The 15,121-nt window shown below is 59.3% G+C and carries 13 protein-coding genes, 4 tRNA genes and 1 pseudogene; 11 read left to right on the top strand and 7 right to left on the bottom strand.

Annotated features, from left to right (window positions below; translation table 11 throughout):
* Positions 1 to 25: 25 nt before the first annotated feature.
* Both AB4P97_RS15740 and AB4P97_RS15735 read left to right on the top strand, forming a co-directional pair.
* Positions 26 to 832 carry a DUF4892 domain-containing protein gene (locus AB4P97_RS15740; protein WP_047302641.1) on the top strand — a complete coding sequence of 269 codons (807 nt, stop codon included), beginning with the start codon at positions 26 to 28 and terminating at the stop codon, positions 830 to 832.
* A 69-nt stretch (positions 833 to 901) separates the two neighbouring features.
* Positions 902 to 1,942, top strand: coding sequence for an AI-2E family transporter (locus AB4P97_RS15735; RefSeq protein ID WP_395601317.1), 1,041 nt, complete (start codon positions 902 to 904; stop codon positions 1,940 to 1,942).
* Positions 1,943 to 2,041: 99 nt separating this feature from the next.
* On the opposite strand, the gene AB4P97_RS15730 is transcribed toward AB4P97_RS15735, so the two are convergent.
* Entirely contained in the window at positions 2,042 to 3,091 is a 1,050-nt protein-coding gene (locus AB4P97_RS15730; protein ID WP_395601316.1) for a sensor histidine kinase, read from the bottom strand.
* Positions 3,091 to 3,852: a response regulator gene (locus AB4P97_RS15725; RefSeq protein ID WP_390896389.1), complete on the bottom strand. Its 762-nt coding sequence runs from the start codon at positions 3,850 to 3,852 to the stop codon at positions 3,091 to 3,093. Before AB4P97_RS15725 ends, AB4P97_RS15730 begins: the two co-directional genes overlap by 1 nt.
* Before the next feature lie 285 nt (positions 3,853 to 4,137).
* Between AB4P97_RS15725 and pyrF the strand changes: the two genes are divergently transcribed.
* On the top strand, positions 4,138 to 4,836 hold the full coding sequence (gene pyrF, locus AB4P97_RS15720) for an orotidine-5'-phosphate decarboxylase (protein ID WP_042560469.1): 699 nt from the start codon (positions 4,138 to 4,140) through the stop codon (positions 4,834 to 4,836).
* Between the two features lie 155 nt (positions 4,837 to 4,991).
* Here the strand turns inward: pyrF and AB4P97_RS15715 are convergent, their stop codons facing one another.
* Positions 4,992 to 5,996, bottom strand: coding sequence for an NADP-dependent oxidoreductase (locus AB4P97_RS15715; protein WP_395601315.1), 1,005 nt, complete (start codon positions 5,994 to 5,996; stop codon positions 4,992 to 4,994).
* Positions 5,997 to 6,246: 250 nt separating this feature from the next.
* Between AB4P97_RS15715 and AB4P97_RS15710 the strand changes: the two genes are divergently transcribed.
* The 4 genes and pseudogenes from AB4P97_RS15710 (at position 6,247) to AB4P97_RS15695 (ending at position 10,668) form a co-directional block, all read left to right on the top strand.
* Positions 6,247 to 7,008, top strand: coding sequence for an SDR family oxidoreductase (locus AB4P97_RS15710; RefSeq protein ID WP_395601314.1), 762 nt, complete (start codon positions 6,247 to 6,249; stop codon positions 7,006 to 7,008).
* A gap of 186 nt (positions 7,009 to 7,194) precedes the next feature.
* Positions 7,195 to 8,595, top strand: a complete 1,401-nt coding sequence (locus tag AB4P97_RS15705) for a PLP-dependent aminotransferase family protein (protein WP_115146214.1) — start codon at positions 7,195 to 7,197, stop codon at positions 8,593 to 8,595.
* Positions 8,596 to 8,703: 108 nt separating this feature from the next.
* Positions 8,704 to 9,759, top strand: a pseudogene (locus tag AB4P97_RS15700) (HAMP domain-containing protein); the annotation flags it as partial.
* Between the two features lie 27 nt (positions 9,760 to 9,786).
* Positions 9,787 to 10,668, top strand: a complete 882-nt coding sequence (locus tag AB4P97_RS15695) for a methyl-accepting chemotaxis protein (protein WP_395602948.1) — start codon at positions 9,787 to 9,789, stop codon at positions 10,666 to 10,668.
* Positions 10,669 to 11,235: 567 nt separating this feature from the next.
* Here AB4P97_RS15695 and AB4P97_RS15690 read toward each other — a convergent pair.
* Complete coding sequence (locus AB4P97_RS15690) at positions 11,236 to 11,994, bottom strand: hypothetical protein (RefSeq protein ID WP_047302627.1); 759 nt, start codon at positions 11,992 to 11,994, stop codon at positions 11,236 to 11,238.
* A 384-nt stretch (positions 11,995 to 12,378) separates the two neighbouring features.
* Here AB4P97_RS15690 and AB4P97_RS15685 point away from each other — a divergent pair.
* The 4 genes from AB4P97_RS15685 (at position 12,379) to AB4P97_RS15670 (ending at position 12,791) form a co-directional block, all read left to right on the top strand.
* Positions 12,379 to 12,454, top strand: a tRNA-Glu gene (locus AB4P97_RS15685).
* Between the two features lie 2 nt (positions 12,455 to 12,456).
* Positions 12,457 to 12,532, top strand: a tRNA-Gly gene (locus tag AB4P97_RS15680).
* Between the two features lie 104 nt (positions 12,533 to 12,636).
* Positions 12,637 to 12,712: transfer RNA gene (locus AB4P97_RS15675), tRNA-Glu, on the top strand.
* 3 nt (positions 12,713 to 12,715) lie between these two features.
* A tRNA-Gly gene (locus AB4P97_RS15670) sits at positions 12,716 to 12,791 on the top strand.
* 134 nt (positions 12,792 to 12,925) lie between these two features.
* On the opposite strand, the gene AB4P97_RS15665 is transcribed toward AB4P97_RS15670, so the two are convergent.
* From AB4P97_RS15665 to AB4P97_RS15655, 3 genes are all read right to left on the bottom strand, one after another.
* A complete protein-coding gene (locus AB4P97_RS15665) occupies positions 12,926 to 13,564 on the bottom strand; it encodes a LysE family translocator (protein ID WP_042560463.1) in 639 nt (212 codons plus the stop codon).
* Between the two features lies 1 nt (position 13,565).
* Positions 13,566 to 14,336 carry a 2OG-Fe(II) oxygenase gene (locus tag AB4P97_RS15660; RefSeq protein WP_395601313.1) on the bottom strand — a complete coding sequence of 257 codons (771 nt, stop codon included), beginning with the start codon at positions 14,334 to 14,336 and terminating at the stop codon, positions 13,566 to 13,568.
* A gap of 89 nt (positions 14,337 to 14,425) precedes the next feature.
* Positions 14,426 to 15,052 carry an alanyl-tRNA editing protein gene (locus AB4P97_RS15655; protein WP_115146216.1) on the bottom strand — a complete coding sequence of 209 codons (627 nt, stop codon included), beginning with the start codon at positions 15,050 to 15,052 and terminating at the stop codon, positions 14,426 to 14,428.
* Positions 15,053 to 15,121 lie beyond the last annotated feature (69 nt).

Below are 15,121 nucleotides of genomic sequence, written 5' to 3'. Positions count from 1 at the left end.
CCATGCCGATCCGATGAGCCTGACTATGCGATCACTCAGTCTGTTGGCGCTGTGCTGCTTCAGTTCCATTTCGTTCGCCGCCGATGTGCCGGGCAGTCAGGACCTGCAGATCGTGCCGCGACTGGCCGACGCGCAAATCGTCGACTATCGCCCTCCGGCAGAGCAGGAGCGGATTTACCCATTGGGCTCGATCCGCAAGATCAGCGGCCAGTTGCGCTTTGACGGCCAGGTCACTGCCCGTGGCCAGACCACCTCGGTCACTTATGAGTTGCCACCCGAACACGCCGCCACCGAAGCCTTCACCGCCGCCCGCGAGGCCCTGCAAAAGCAGGACGCCGAGTTGCTGTTCTGGTGCCAGGCCCGCGACTGCGGCGAAAGCAGCCTCTGGGCCAACGAGGTGTTCGGCAATGCCAAACTGTACGGTTCCGACGAGCAACAGGCGTACTTGTTGCTGAGGCTGGCCGCGCCGCGGGACAACACGCTGGTGGCGCTCTACAGCATCACGCGCGGCAATCGCAAAGCCTATCTGCATGTCGAACAGTTCGAAGCGGCTGCGCCGCTGGGTGAACTGCTGCCGACCTCGGCGACCCTGTTGCGCCAGCTTAAGAGCACCGGCGAGCTGGATTTCCCCAAACTCGTCAATGACCCGGATGACACGTGGTTGCGCCTGATTTCCCGTGGACTGAATCTCGATACCACGCAGCGAGTGACAGTGTCCGGGCCGAAAGCCGAGGCCTGGCGCCAGGCATTGATCAATCAGGGCGTGCGTGCGGCACGGATGGAAACCGGCAAAGTCGATGGCGTAGGTTTGCGCATTGATTTGTTGCGATAAGCTGCATCGGGCGAGCGCGCGCCGCGTGTTCGCCTACTCTTTGCCTGACTGACTTTTTCGAGACCTTACATGCTCAATAACGATCGACTGCTGGTGCAGATCCTGCTGCTGGTGTTGTTTGGCGCCAGCCTGTGGGTGATGGCGCCGTTCTGGTCGGCGCTGTTCTGGGGCGCAGTACTGGCGTTCGCCAGTTGGCCGCTGATGCGTCTTTTGACCCGGCTGCTCAATGGCCGTGAATCGCTGGCGGCGGCGGTTCTGACCTTGGGCTGGATGTTGTTGGTGGCGGTACCGTTGGTCTGGCTGGGCTTCAACCTGGCCGATCACGTGCGTGACGCGACGGCGTTCATCAAGGACGTGCAGGTCGATGGTTTGCCGGAGGCGCCGACCTGGCTCGGCAGTGTCCCGCTTGTGGGCGAACGGCTGGTCGGCATTTGGGACAGCATCGATCAGCAGGGCGCCGCGTTGATGGTGTCGATCAAGCCTTATCTGGGGCAGGTCGGTAACTGGTTGCTGGCGCGCAGTGCGCAGATCGGCGGCGGGATTCTCGAGCTGTCACTGAGCATTGTCTTTGTGTTCTTTTTCTATCGCGACGGGCCGCGTCTGGCGGCGTTCGTGCACGGTTTGCTGGAACGTTTGATTGGCGATCGCGCCGGGTACTACATCGAACTGGTTGCCGGGACGGTGCAGCGAGTGGTCAACGGGGTGATCGGCACGGCAGCGGCGCAGGCGGTTCTGGCGTTGATCGGGTTCCTGATTGCCGGGGTGCCCGGGGCGTTGGTGCTGGGTATCGTCACGTTTCTGCTGAGTCTGATTCCGATGGGGCCACCGTTGGTGTGGGTGCCGGCCACCGCCTGGCTGGCCTGGAAGGGCGAGTATGGGATGGCGGTATTTTTGGGTATCTGGGGGACGTTTATCATCAGTGGCGTGGATAACGTGCTCAAGCCGTATCTGATCAGCCGAGGCGGGAATTTGCCGTTGGTGATTGTGTTGCTTGGGGTGTTTGGCGGGTTGATTGCGTTCGGGTTTATCGGGTTGTTTATCGGGCCTACGCTTTTGGCGGTGGCTTATAGTTTGTTGACGGATTGGAGTAAGAGTCATGCTCGGGTTTAAGGGCGCTTCAAGGTTTTTGGCTTGGGGTATATCCGTCGATCTTGATGTCGACTGACACGCCCCATCCCGGCAGGCTCACGCCTACCGGGATGGTGCTTTTCAGGTGCGCGGCAGGCGAATGATGGCGGTGAGACCACCGCCCGGTGTTTCTTCCAGATTCAATTGCCCGCCCAGTCGCTGCGCGGCTTCCCGGGCGATGGTCATGCCCAGCCCGACGCCACCGGAATTGCGGTTGCGCGATCCTTCCAGACGAAAGAATGGCTCGAACACCGCTTCACGTTTGTCCTCGGCAATCCCCGGCCCATGGTCGATCACGCAGATCAGCAGTTGCTCGCGCTGATCGTGCAATTCGATGCGCGCCTGCCCGGCGTAACGCAGGGCGTTATCCATCAGGTTGTTGAGGCAGGAACGCAGTGCCATCGGTTGCACCGGCAGCGGTGCGCAATGTCCGCTGACGTATACGTCCGCACCTTGATCCTGAGCGTTTTCGCACAATGATTCGACCAGCGCCTGCACGTCCATCAGCTGTAGGGCTTCGCTGGTGCGTTGCTCATGCAGGTAGGTGAGGGTGGCGTCGAGCATGGCGATCATGTCGTTCAAATCCTGCCGCATCTGGCTTTGCAGTTTGTCGTCGCTGATGTTCTCCAGGCGCAATTTCAGTCGTGACAAGGGGGTGCGCAGGTCATGGGACACTGCGCCGAGCATGCGCGCACGTTGCTGGACTTGTTCTCGAATGCGCCGCTGCATCAGGTTGAAGGTATGCGCCGCTTGCCGCGCCTCGCGTGGGCCTGACTCGTCCAGCGGGGGGCTGTCGAGGTCTTCGCTGAGACGTTCGGCGGCGTCGCTCAGGCGTTGGATCGGCCGACTGAGCAACTTGGCGCCGTACCAGGCGGCGACCATCAAGGTGATGAACTGAAAAGTCAGCGGCACGATCGGGCCACCGAACCAGGGGCGCGGTGGGCGTGGCGGGTAGCGAGAATCGTGCGGCGACGGTTGGCCTTCGATGGTTTGGGAGAATTCCGGTGGCGGCGGAGGCGGGGGCGGGCCGTAGAGGCGGAACCAGGTAAAAGCGAGCAAGTGCGCCAGGACGATCGCCACGAACAGCACGCCAAACAGCCGGCCGAACAGCGTGTCGAAGCGCGCCCGCATCAGCCGATGTCTCGGGCGTCGAACAGGTAACCTTCACCGCGTACGGTTTTGATCAACTGCGGGGCTTTCGGATCATCGCCGAGTTTCTGTCGCAGGCGCGAGACCAGCAAATCGATGCTGCGGTCGAACGCTTCGATTGAGCGACCGCGCGCAGCGTCGAGCAATTGTTCGCGGCTGAGCACCCGACGCGGACGTTCGATAAACACCCAGAGCAGGCGAAACTCGGCGTTGGACAGCGGCACCACCAGGCCGTCGTCGGCGACCAGTTGGCGCAGGACGCTGTTCAGGCGCCAGTTGTCGAAGCGGATGTTCGCCCGCTGCTCGGTGCGATCATCGCGCACGCGGCGCAGGATGGTCTGGATCCGCGCGACGAGTTCGCGCGGTTCGAACGGTTTGGCCATGTAGTCGTCGGCGCCGAGTTCCAGGCCGATGATGCGGTCGGTGGGTTCGCAGCGTGCGGTGAGCATCAGGATCGGGATGTCCGATTCGGCGCGCAGCCAGCGGCACAGCGACAAACCGTCTTCGCCGGGTAGCATCAGGTCCAGCACCACCACATCGAAATGCTCGGCTTGCATGGCCTGGCGCATCGCTGTGCCATCGGTGACGCCGCTCGCATGGATGTTGAAACGCGCGAGGTAGTCGATCATCAACTCGCGGATCGGCACGTCGTCGTCGACGATCAGTGCACGAATGCTCCAGCGCTTGTCGTCTTTTTGCTCATCCGTCACGGTGGTTTGGGTGTTGTGCATGGGGCTGTTCATCTGCCAGTAGGCCGCCAACCACAAAGATGGGCTGCGAGGTGGTGGTTTCAGCATAGGCGTCCGGCGGTGAGGCGGGAAGTGCTGATGTAAGGACGTATTGCGGCTGGCGAGGCTAGCGCGGGCGCGTGTTGGCGACATGTCGGTTGTGTATCGGAGTCGACACAATAGCAGCGAGCGCTATGCTGATCTCGGCTGGCGCGACGATTTTACCGATCATCGGGTGCCGCGCCGCCGCCGGTTCCGCTACAATGCGCGCCGATTTCGACCTGCCTGAGAGCCCTCCCAATGTCCGTCTGCCAGACTCCTATCATCGTCGCCCTGGATTTCCCCACCCGTGACGCCGCACTGAAGCTGGCCGACCAGTTGGACCCGAAACTGTGCCGGGTCAAAGTGGGCAAGGAGCTGTTCACCAGTTGCGCCGCTGAAATCGTCGGCACCCTGCGTGACAAGGGTTTTGAAGTATTCCTTGATCTGAAATTTCACGATATTCCCAACACCACTGCGATGGCCGTAAAAGCGGCTGCCGAGATGGGCGTGTGGATGGTCAACGTTCACTGCTCCGGCGGTATGCGCATGATGGCGGCCTGCCGTGAAGTATTGGACAAGCGTAGCGGCCCACAGCCGCTGCTGATCGGCGTCACTGTGCTGACGAGCATGGAGCGCGAAGACCTGGCAGGTATTGGTCTGGATATTGAGCCGCAAGAGCAGGTCCTGCGTCTGGCAGCATTGGCCGAGAAAGCCGGGATGGATGGTCTGGTGTGCTCGGCACTGGAAGCCCAGGCGCTGAAAACTGCGCATCCGTCGCTGCAACTGGTGACCCCGGGGATTCGCCCGGCGGGCAGCGCGCAGGACGATCAACGACGCATTCTGACCCCGCGTCAGGCGCTGGATGCAGGCTCCGATTATCTGGTGATCGGCCGTCCGATCAGCCAGGCGGCTGATCCGGCGCAGGCGTTGGCCTCCGTCGTCGCCGAAATCGCCTGATCAGACCCTGCACAAAACCCTGTAGGAGCTGGTGCAGCCTGCGATCTTTTGATCTTCCCTCAGCTGATATAAATGGCTGCAAGCGGTAAAAAGATCGCAGCCTTCGGCAGCTCCTGCATGGGCTGCCTACAGGCTGAGATCCTTTTGACTTTGCTTTAGACCTTCAACACCAACTTGCCGAAATTCTCGCCGCTGAACAATTTCATCAGCGTCTCCGGGAACGTCTCCAGCCCCTCGACAATATCTTCCTTGCTCTTGAGTTCGCCCTTGGCCATCCAGCCGGCCATTTCCTGTCCGGCGGCAGCGAATTGTGCGGCATGGTCCATCACCACAAAACCTTCCATCCGCGCACGGTTGACCAGCAGCGACAGGTAGTTGGCCGGGCCTTTGATCGCCTCCTTGTTGTTGTATTGGCTGATCGCACCGCAGATCACCACTCGCGCCTTCATGTTCAAACGGCTCAGCACCGCGTCGAGAATATCGCCGCCGACGTTATCGAAATAGACGTCGACGCCTTTCGGACATTCACGTTTAAGCCCTGCAACCACGTCTTCGCTCTTGTAGTCGATGGCGCCGTCGAAGCCCAATTCATCAATAAGGAATTTGCACTTGTCGGCACCGCCGGCAATGCCGACCACGCGGCAACCTTTGATCTTGGCGATCTGGCCGGCAATGCTGCCCACCGCACCGGCCGCGCCGGAAAGCACCACGGTTTCGCCGGCCTTTGGTGCGCCGACATCGAGCAGGGCGAAGTAGGCGGTCATGCCGGTCATGCCCAGCGCAGAGAGATAAACCGGCAACGGCGCCAGTTTCGGATCGACTTTGTAGAAACCTCTGGGCTCGCCGAGGAAAAAATCCTGCACGCCAAGGGCGCCGTTGACGTAGTCCCCGACTGCAAAGCCCGGATTGTTCGATGCGACGACTTTGCCTACGCCCAAGGCGCGCATGACTTCGCCGATACCGACCGGCGGAATGTAGGACTTGCCTTCATTCATCCAGCCGCGCATGGCCGGGTCGAGGGACAGGTATTCGTTCTTGACCAGAATCTGTCCTGCCGCAGGTTCTCCGACCGGCACTTCCTGATAGGTGAAGGTCTCGCGGGTGGCGGCACCCACCGGGCGTTTGGCGAGCAGGAACTGGCGATTGGTCTGGGAAGTCATGACAGGCACTCAAGTTGAATGAAGCCTTGTTGATAGACCTTCATGGGCGATGCCGCAAGGTTGGCTGATGCGGCGAATGCACGTCGATCCAATGCAGTGATAGTCATAGGCATGGATTTATCACTGCGACGCATGGGGGCATAAACAGCCCTCTGATAGTGCTGACGTCCGGCAAACCCTTGTCGCTATGCTGCAATTGCGCTGCATGTCTACACAGCCCCCCTGCATCTATCCGTTCGAGGACATAACAATGAGCATGACGTTTTCCGGTCAGGTCGCCGTAGTCACGGGAGCCGCCAATGGCATCGGCCGCGCCACGGCCCAGGCATTCGCCGCCGAAGGTCTGAAAGTGGTGGTGGCCGATCTGGATACTGCCGGAGGGGAGGGCACTGTCGCGCTTATTCGTACAGCCGGCGGCGAAGCTACCTTCGTGCGCTGCAACGTTACCGTCGAAAGTGAAGTAAAAAATCTGATGGACGAGGTGATCAATAACTACGGCCGTCTCGACTATGCCTTCAACAATGCCGGGATCGAAATCGAGAAGAGCAAACTGGCCGACGGTTCCATGGACGAGTTCGACGCGATCATGGGCGTCAATGTCAAAGGCGTCTGGCTGTGCATGAAATATCAGTTGCCGCTGTTGCTGGCTCAGGGGGGCGGAGCGATCGTCAACACCGCCTCGGTGGCAGGCCTGGGGGCGGCGCCGAAGATGAGCATTTATGCCGCGTCGAAACACGCGGTGATCGGTCTGACCAAGTCGGCAGCTATCGAGTACGCGAAGAAGAAAATCCGCGTCAACGCCGTGTGTCCGGCAGTCATCGACACCGACATGTTCCGTCGTGCCTATGAGGCCGATCCGAAAAAAGGCGAGTTCGCCAATGCCATGCATCCGGTGGGGCGCATCGGCAAGGTCGAGGAAATCGCCAGCGCGGTGTTGTACCTGTGCAGCGACGGTGCAGCGTTCACCACGGGCCATTCGTTGGCGGTGGATGGTGGCGTTACCGCGTTCTGAATCACATGGCTGAAAAAACCCGCATTCGTGCGGGTTTTTTTATGGGCTGCGTTGAGTTCACTTAAACCACTAAACAATGTGTATCAAATGATTAGAACAGTCGCTTTTGACGGCGTTGTCGCACAGCCTGTGCCGCGCGGCTGTGATTAACTGCCGCCAGCAAAACGGACAGGAGTTTGCTTGCTCATGGAATTGAGAATTGACCGACAGGCAATGGTGCCCGTCGTACAGCAGATTGTTGACGGGCTGACTGAGTGGATCCTGCAAAGCGGGGTACCGCCGGCCACCCGTTTGCCCTCGGTTCGGCAAATCGCCCGGGGTAATCTGCTCAGCCAGTCGTGTGTCGTCGAGGCGTGCGAGCGGTTGGTTTCGCAGGGCGTCCTGACCACCCGTCAGGGCGCGGGATTTATCGTGGCAGCATCGCCGTCGACGGCGAACGCAGAGGATGAGTCGGTGCCCTTCGAGGACCGGCTTGCCTGGTGTGATGCGGTGTGTGGGGCCGCGAGTGGTTTGAAACTTGGCGGCGGCGGTTTGCCGCAGAGCTGGCGCGAGCCTGACGATCTCAGCTATGCGCTGCGAGAGGTGGCGCGCACCGACATGGCCAGCCTGTTCAACTACAGCACGCCGCTGGGCCTTGCGGCATTGCGCGAGCAGATCGTCAAACGCCTGCGACTGTTCGGTATCGAGGCTCGCAGCACGCAGTTGCTGAGCACGAGCGGCGCCAGTCACGCGCTGGACCTGATCGTTCGAACCTTGTTCAAGGCCGGCGACTGCGTGGTCGTCGAAACCCCCGGTTACGCGCCGCTGTTCGACCTGTTGCGGCTGCACGGGGTGCAGATGCTTGAAGTGCAGCGCACGCCGAGCGGGCCGGATACCGTCGCGCTCGAGGCGTTGCTGCGCCAGTTTCAGCCCAGGGCGTTGTTCATTAACAGCCATCACCAGAACCCGACTGGCAGTTGCCTGACGCCGGCGGTGGCGCAGCGCATCGTGCAATTGAGCAAGACCTACGATTTGCGCGTGATCGAAGACGATGTCTACGCCGACCTGCACACGGGCAACGGTACTCGACTGGCGGCGCTCGACGATGAAGGGCGGGTGATTTATGTCGGCAGTTTTTCCAAGACACTCAGCAGTTCGTTGCGGGTCGGGTTTGTTCTCGCCGACAGCGAGATTGTTGCGCGGCTTGCCCAGGTCAAGATGATCAGTGGTCTGGGGGCCTCAAGGTTTTCCGAGGCGGCGCTGGCCAACCTGATGGCGACCGGTGCTTATCGCAAACTGGTGCAGCGCCAGCGGCAGCGTTTGAATGCCGATCGCGCCGCGGCGTTGCAGGCACTGGAAGACGCCGACTGGGAAGTGTTCGGCAAACCGACTGGCGGCTTGTTCATCTGGGCACGTGCGCGGGTAGCGGATCAGGCGCGAGTGCGCGCACAGGCTCAGCGTTGCGGTGTTTTGCTGTCCGCCCCGGACGCCTTCAGCCCCAGTGGCGAGGCGGGCGACTGGCATCGCATCAACGTGGCTTACGCCTGTGATCCGCGGGCTCGACAGTTTTTTCGGCATACCGGTTCGGATCGACCTCAAATGTTCTGAAAACGACGCAGGCGTAGCTTTTTGCCATTATTCCGACGCCAGAGACTTGTGCTTGTTCATGGCCATTGCGACTCTTCGTCAACTGACTTTGGCAGGGGACTACGCGCAATGATTTCGGCCGTGCAAGGACGTTTTGCCAACCTCGGTATGGCGAAAAAACTGGGTATCGGGTTTGTGCTGGTTTTGCTGCTGACCGCACTGGTGGCGGCGATTGGCGTCTGGTCCCTGCAAACCATCAGTCACCGGTTCGACGGACTGAAACAGATGTCCTCGCTCAATAGCGGCCTGCTCAAGGTGCGTTTGCTCGAGCAGGAGTATGCCTTGCGCGGTAATCCGAAAACGGCCGACGCCTTGCGTGAGGGGGTGGATGGCTTGATTGCCCTGGCCAACGAGCTCAAGGCGCAATCGCCGGCCAACGTCCCGGTCATGCTGGATGTCGAGCAGTCGCTGGGCGCCTATCGCAAGGCGTTCGACGAGTTTGTCTCGTTGACCCAGACCAAGGATCTGGCGCTGGAAATGGCCAGTTGGTCGGTCTCAAGCGTGGCCAACAACCTCGACGTGTTGCAGGCCGGGCTGGCGGACGACGGTGCCTATACCTTGAAGGACACCGAAGGCAAGGACGGTGCGCAGTTCATCGAACAGGCCAATCAGATCAGCCAGGTGTCGAGGCTGATGCTGCAAGCGATGAATGAGGCGCGGGTCCGTCTGGATCAAAGTCGCAAGGGCGATGACAGCGCTGGCAAGGGCAATATCGAACAGGCCGCGCAAGCCCAGAGCCAGGCCGAAGCGCTGAAGTCCACGGTCAAGGACGATGGGTATCTGACGGTGCTCAATGAAGTCTCGGGGCACATTGCCGGTTTCAACGACAAGCTGGCCGAGTACACCGGATTGCTCGAACAGGAAAAAACTGTCTACGAGCAATTGCATCAGCGCGCGGCACAAGTGATGGAGCGGGTGGATCAGGCTTACGTTGCCGAAGACGCCGCCATGCAGGCCGAGCTGAAAAAGAATTCACTGTTGATTGTGGGTTCTTCGGCATTGGCGCTGTTGGTCGGTTTGATTGCGGCGTGGCTGATTACTCGGCTGATCGTCGCGCCGTTGCGCAGTGTGATCAATGTCGCGCAGCGCATTGCGGCCGGTGATTTAAGTGCGACCGTGGAAGTCACCCGCCGTGACGAGATTGGCCAACTGATGTTGGCGATGCAGCAGATGGGCGCGGGGTTGAGCACAATTGTCAGTGGGTTGCAGGCCGGTATCGAACAATTGGCCAGCTCCGCGCAGTCGCTGTCTGCAGTCACCGAGCAGACCAATCTTGAGGTCAGCAGTCAGAAGGAAGAAACCGAACAGGTGGCCACGGCCATGAACCAGATGACCGCCACCGTCCACGATGTCGCGCGCAACGCTGAAGAAGCGGCGTTTGCGGCGCAGACGGCGGATGGCAAGGTCGAGAGTGGTCAGCAGGTGGTGCGCCAGAGCATGGCGCGGATCGAGCAACTGGCGGAATCGGCGAATTCGGCCAGCTCAAGCATCGAGAGTCTCAGTGCCGAAATCCAGAATATTGGTACGGTGCTGAGTGTGATCAAAAGCGTTGCCGAGCAGACCAATCTGTTGGCATTGAATGCGGCGATCGAAGCGGCGCGGGCCGGGGAGCAGGGCCGGGGCTTTGCGGTGGTGGCCGATGAGGTACGAGCATTGGCTCGACGCACGCAGCAATCGACCGAAGAAATTGAGCGGCTGGTCAGCGCGTTGCGCTCGGCGGCGCATTCGTCGGTGCAGCAAATTCAAAGCAGCGGTGAGTTGGTGAAGCTCGCGGTAAGTGATGCGTTGCAGACTGAAAGTGCGTTGGGGAGTATTGCGGCGGCGGTTTCGTTGATTCAGCAGATGAATCAGCAGATTGCGGCGGCGGCGGAGGAGCAGAGTTCGGTGGCGGAGGAGATCAATCGCAGTGTGACGAGTATTCGCGCGAGTGCGGATCAGTCGTCGATTGCGATGCGTGGGAACGCGGCTTCGAGTATTGAGCTGGCGCAGTTGGGGAGTGAGTTGCGGGGGATGGTTGGGCATTTTCGGCTTTGACGCTTTTGACTTGGCGGCCTTTGGGCCGACCATGTTGTGGGGGTTGGGGTGAATATCCGTTTTTTTTGGTGTTGCGGCTGGCGGTTTCGCTTTTACAGCGAGTCCCTTTGGCAAACGCCCCAAAGGAACCAAAGGTCTGGGCCCCAACGTTCGGCCCGCTCGCTGGGGCTCGGGGTTCCTTCGTTCCGGGATCCATCCTCTCAGCCTGCCGACGGGGCCTTGTAGATCAAGAGCTGCAGTCGAGCTAGCGCTCATTCTGTTGAGTGGGGCGGCTGCGCCGCGGTGGTGCTGCTTGCTGTTTTGCTTGTATTTGGGAGCGGGTCTGCCAGCCAACCAATCTCTCGGTGGGGACTCCCTGTAGGAGCTGCCGAAGGCTGCGATCTTTTGATTTTGCTGTTGCTCTTTGTGTGAGCTGGCCAATCCCTAGTTGAATGCATCCATTCCAAACTGTAGGTGTGAGCCTGCTCGCGATGGCGATCTGTCATTCGCCTTGCTTGTGCAAATGAAACACCAACATCAGCCCACAAAAAAGCCACCTATCGGTGGCTTCTCTTTCAGCATCTGCGATCAGTCGTAGATGACTTTTTTCTTCCAGTCCGCATCGGCTTCAACGTCTTTGAGCCCTGCAGTCAGTTGGTTCTCTTCACCTTCCACTGGAGCGATTTTGTCCATGACCTGGGCGTTGGCGCGAGCCAGCAGTTTCTCCAGGTACTCCAGTTGTTCGGCATACATTTTCGGGTCTTGTTGTTTGCGCAGGTATTGCACGCCGCGTTCGAAGGCGAGGCGGGCCTGGCCGGGTTGGTTTTGTTGCAGGGACTGTTGGCCGAGGTTGTTGAAGAACTCGATGTGCAGCAGTACCAGAATGTGGCGGACTTCGCGAATCCATTGTTTGGCTTCGTTCGGTGGCAGGAAGCCGTCATGGGCGGCGCGGGTGATCTGGCCGTGCAGGGCTTCGAGGAGGAAGCGTACGTCTTTGGCTTTGGCTTCGGTCAGGATCGGCGCCGGTGGATTGTTGACCGGGATCGATTCGCCTTGGGCTACCAGTGCATTCAGTTCGGTGATGCGGGCTTTGGTGGCTGCGCTGGTTTTCTCAAGGTTCAGCAGGCGCTGACAGACGTTGAGTTCCAGACGAGTCAGTAACAGCTTGAGGGCCGGTGTCATGAACTGGCCGGGGAAGGTCTCGGTCAGTTCACCGCAACGGCGCAGTCGGTCGTTGAGTTCGACTTTGGTGCGGGCCTTTTCCAGTTTGTTGTTTTCCACCACATGGTTCATGTAGCCAATGGCGATCAGAATTGCGATCCCGGCTACTACTAGCAGGGTGATCATGAGTGGTGTCACCGGTAAGACCTCTTTATAGGGTTCGCATGCGAGTGTAGTGGTTGGAGATTTACGCGCCTAGCGCCGTTCGACGAGCTGGCGCGGCGGGTTCTATCTGTATCGGCCATACACCGCTTATATGAATGCTGGCGCATGATGTGCAGATTGCCATCACTGTGCGGTGGACTATAACGTCTTGGCGACTGCCGGAATATAGGCGTCAATCGTCGGGCGACGGAAAAGTCGGATCGGTGCCTTAAAGCAGGTCGAAGTCATTGATTTAAATAAATTTATATCAGGGGGTTGACGACCTCCCAATCCATCCATAGAATGCGCGCCACTTACAGCGTAAAGCACACAGCGAAACGCGGTAGGGAGTGAATGTTGTAGTGTGTCCCCTTCGTCTAGTGGCCTAGGACACCGCCCTTTCACGGCGGTAACAGGGGTTCGAGTCCCCTAGGGGACGCCAATGCGGGAATAGCTCAGTTGGTAGAGCACGACCTTGCCAAGGTCGGGGTCGCGAGTTCGAGTCTCGTTTCCCGCTCCATTTTTAAACAGCACTGCTTTCGGGCGGGGCTGAGTGAAACCAGAACCAAGTCTTCGGGCTCGGATCTGGACACCGAAACACACACCATGTGTTCCGGGTAGCGTGTCCCCTTCGTCTAGTGGCCTAGGACACCGCCCTTTCACGGCGGTAACAGGGGTTCGAGTCCCCTAGGGGACGCCATTTGCGGGAATAGCTCAGTTGGTAGAGCACGACCTTGCCAAGGTCGGGGTCGCGAGTTCGAGTCTCGTTTCCCGCTCCAAATTCACAAAAACGCCGCTCAGTGATGAGCGGCGTTTTTGTATGCGCGTTATTTGGATTCTTCTCCCAGGTATCTCCAGGCAAAAAAAGGCCCACCGATGAAAATCGGTGGGCCTTTTTGCGTTGCGGGACAGATTACCAGGACAGCATCAGTCGACCGGCAAACAGAATCAGCACAACGCCCATGGTGCGTTCGAACCAGTGCCCCATGCGCATGAACAACAACCGTACCTTGCTGCTCGAAAAAAACAGCGCGACCACCACAAACCACAGCGCATTCACAAAACACATCCACACACCGTAAAGCGCTTGAATCTTCAGCGGTGTGCTGGCGCTGATGATCGTGGTGAAGATTGCGAGGAAGAATAGCGTGGCTTTAGGGTTGGTGGCATTAGTCAGAAAACCGGTACTGAAGGCTTTGAACAGCGTTTGTTCGGCGACGGGTTCATCGGCAGTTTTGTCACCTTCGAGTGTCGATTTCGGCTTGCTGCGCAGCAGGCTGATACCCAGATACAAAATGTAGGCACCGCCAATCACCTTGGCGACCGTCAACAGCCACGGGGTGGTGTGCATCAATGCGCCGACGCCCAGCAAGGTGTACAGCACATGTACGGAAATGCCGGCGCCGATACCCAATGCCGTGCAAATCCCGACCAAGCGTCCAAAACGCACACTCTGGCGAATGGTGACAGCGAAATCCGGTCCGGGAGCGACCACGGCCAGAAAGTGAATGGTGGCCAGCGCCAAAAACTCGCCCAGGTAGTTCGATAACATCTCAGCTCCAGAAGGTCAGGGGTGAAGCATTGCCGCGGTAGCCGACAAAGAAGGAAAGGCTCAAGCGCGGATCGGCCACGCCCGGCGTGACCGAGTGCATGCAGCGCGAATTGAACATGATGAAATCGCCGGGCTCAGGCTGCACTTCCAGGGTTGGCGGGCCGAGCAGTGCCGGATCGATGCCGTAGCTGTCGCCGCGCATTTCGTCGAATTGATCCGGCGTAATGTCGTCATCCCACATTTGCAACGCGCCGCCCTCGGTCGGCATGTTCAGGTATACGTTGCAGGCAAATTGCGCCTCGAGGCTGCGGGCCTGAAAACTCTCTGGCGCGTCCTTGGCGAAAATGTCGTGGTGGGCCAAGAAGCACACGCCGGGTTTCACCACGCGCGAAAGACCGACATACATTTTGCGTCCGTAGAGGTTTTCCAGATGTGCGCCGGCTGGCCAGGATTCGTCGAGCATACAACGCAGCGTGTCGACAGGCGAAGAGTAGGGCGCACAGCGCTGACGCAGTTCGGCGATGTTGCTGGTGGCCCGTTCGAAATAATCCTCGATCAGTAGCGGCTGGTTTTCCGCTTCATAAAACGCCATGCCGATGCGGCCGATACTCGGTGCGTTGATGTAGCCCTCAAAGCCTGGAGCAAGAATCCTGTCGCCAACCTGGATCGCCAGCGGCTCGGGCAAAAAACCTTTGACGCGGATGGCAAGGACTTCTTCGTTGGCCAGTTTTTTTATGCACGTCTCATCGAGACGCTCGACGTCTAGCATCATTTTTTTTAGGTCCATCTATCGATAGTCAACGGAATCCGCGCGTGCGGTTCCCCCGCGCCGGCCACTGCGCGGGGCAGTGGCCGAAATGCTCAATCCACGCTGTAGTGGACGGACAGCGTGCCTTTCTTCTGCGAAAGGGACGCGATCGTGACTGTGCCCAAATCCTTCAGGCTACGTACGTGGGTGCCGCCGCAGCCATAGGCTGGCAACTCGCCAAAACCGATTTCCCGCGCGCCTTCGCGCAGTGACGTCAGGCGTGGCAGATCGTGTTCTACCCATTGATCGATACCGAGTTGAACGGATTGCGCGTCGATCTCCTGCGCGTCATCGCCCGGCTTGAATTGCACGCGTCCTTCGTCTGGCCAGTGGTGCGCCTTGATCGGCGTCCAGCCCAGCGTCTGAATGAAATGCCCGATCAAATGACCGGCCGAGTGCATGCGGGTATTAAAACAGCGGCGCTGTTCGTCGACGCGGATGCAGGTCATACCGAGCGGTACCGGTCGGTCAACGAAGTGGATGATTCGATCCGGTTCCTGCACCACGCGCAGCACCAGACTCTCGCCAATCCAGCCGGTATCACACGGCTGGCCGCCACCTTGCGGATGGAACAAAGTGGCGCGCAGCACTACTGCGAATTCGTTCTCTTGGGGCGTGCAGTCGAGGACTTCCACATTGGCCTTGAGGTCATCACTATGGAAAAAGAGGCGAAGCGTCATATTCCATGCCCTGATTAAAGTTCCTGTTTTTATTATATGAATCGTGCAATAACGTGATAATCCGTTCAA

The sequence above is a fragment of the Pseudomonas sp. A1230 genome (assembly GCF_044218825.1).
GTDB classification, from domain to species: Bacteria; Pseudomonadota; Gammaproteobacteria; order Pseudomonadales; family Pseudomonadaceae; genus Aquipseudomonas; species Aquipseudomonas iridis.
Note: the sequence above shows the minus strand (reverse complement) of the source record. Positions and strands in the feature narration are given on the sequence as shown.

Bases quoted from the DNA above. Each gene is read 5' to 3' on its own strand.
- AB4P97_RS15740 (WP_047302641.1), top strand. From the start codon at position 26: ATGCGATCACTCAGTCTGTTGGCGCTGTGCTGCTTCAGTTCCATTTCG.
- AB4P97_RS15735 (WP_395601317.1), top strand. From the start codon at position 902: ATGCTCAATAACGATCGACTGCTGGTGCAGATCCTGCTGCTGGTGTTG.
- AB4P97_RS15730 (WP_395601316.1), bottom strand. From the start codon at position 3,091: ATGCGGGCGCGCTTCGACACGCTGTTCGGCCGGCTGTTTGGCGTGCTG.
- AB4P97_RS15725 (WP_390896389.1), bottom strand. From the start codon at position 3,852: ATGAACAGCCCCATGCACAACACCCAAACCACCGTGACGGATGAGCAA.
- pyrF (WP_042560469.1), top strand. From the start codon at position 4,138: ATGTCCGTCTGCCAGACTCCTATCATCGTCGCCCTGGATTTCCCCACC.
- AB4P97_RS15715 (WP_395601315.1), bottom strand. From the start codon at position 5,996: ATGACTTCCCAGACCAATCGCCAGTTCCTGCTCGCCAAACGCCCGGTG.
- AB4P97_RS15710 (WP_395601314.1), top strand. From the start codon at position 6,247: ATGAGCATGACGTTTTCCGGTCAGGTCGCCGTAGTCACGGGAGCCGCC.
- AB4P97_RS15705 (WP_115146214.1), top strand. From the start codon at position 7,195: ATGGAATTGAGAATTGACCGACAGGCAATGGTGCCCGTCGTACAGCAG.
- AB4P97_RS15695 (WP_395602948.1), top strand. From the start codon at position 9,787: ATGTTGGCGATGCAGCAGATGGGCGCGGGGTTGAGCACAATTGTCAGT.
- AB4P97_RS15690 (WP_047302627.1), bottom strand. From the start codon at position 11,994: ATGATCACCCTGCTAGTAGTAGCCGGGATCGCAATTCTGATCGCCATT.
- AB4P97_RS15665 (WP_042560463.1), bottom strand. From the start codon at position 13,564: ATGTTATCGAACTACCTGGGCGAGTTTTTGGCGCTGGCCACCATTCAC.
- AB4P97_RS15660 (WP_395601313.1), bottom strand. From the start codon at position 14,336: ATGATGCTAGACGTCGAGCGTCTCGATGAGACGTGCATAAAAAAACTG.
- AB4P97_RS15655 (WP_115146216.1), bottom strand. From the start codon at position 15,052: ATGACGCTTCGCCTCTTTTTCCATAGTGATGACCTCAAGGCCAATGTG.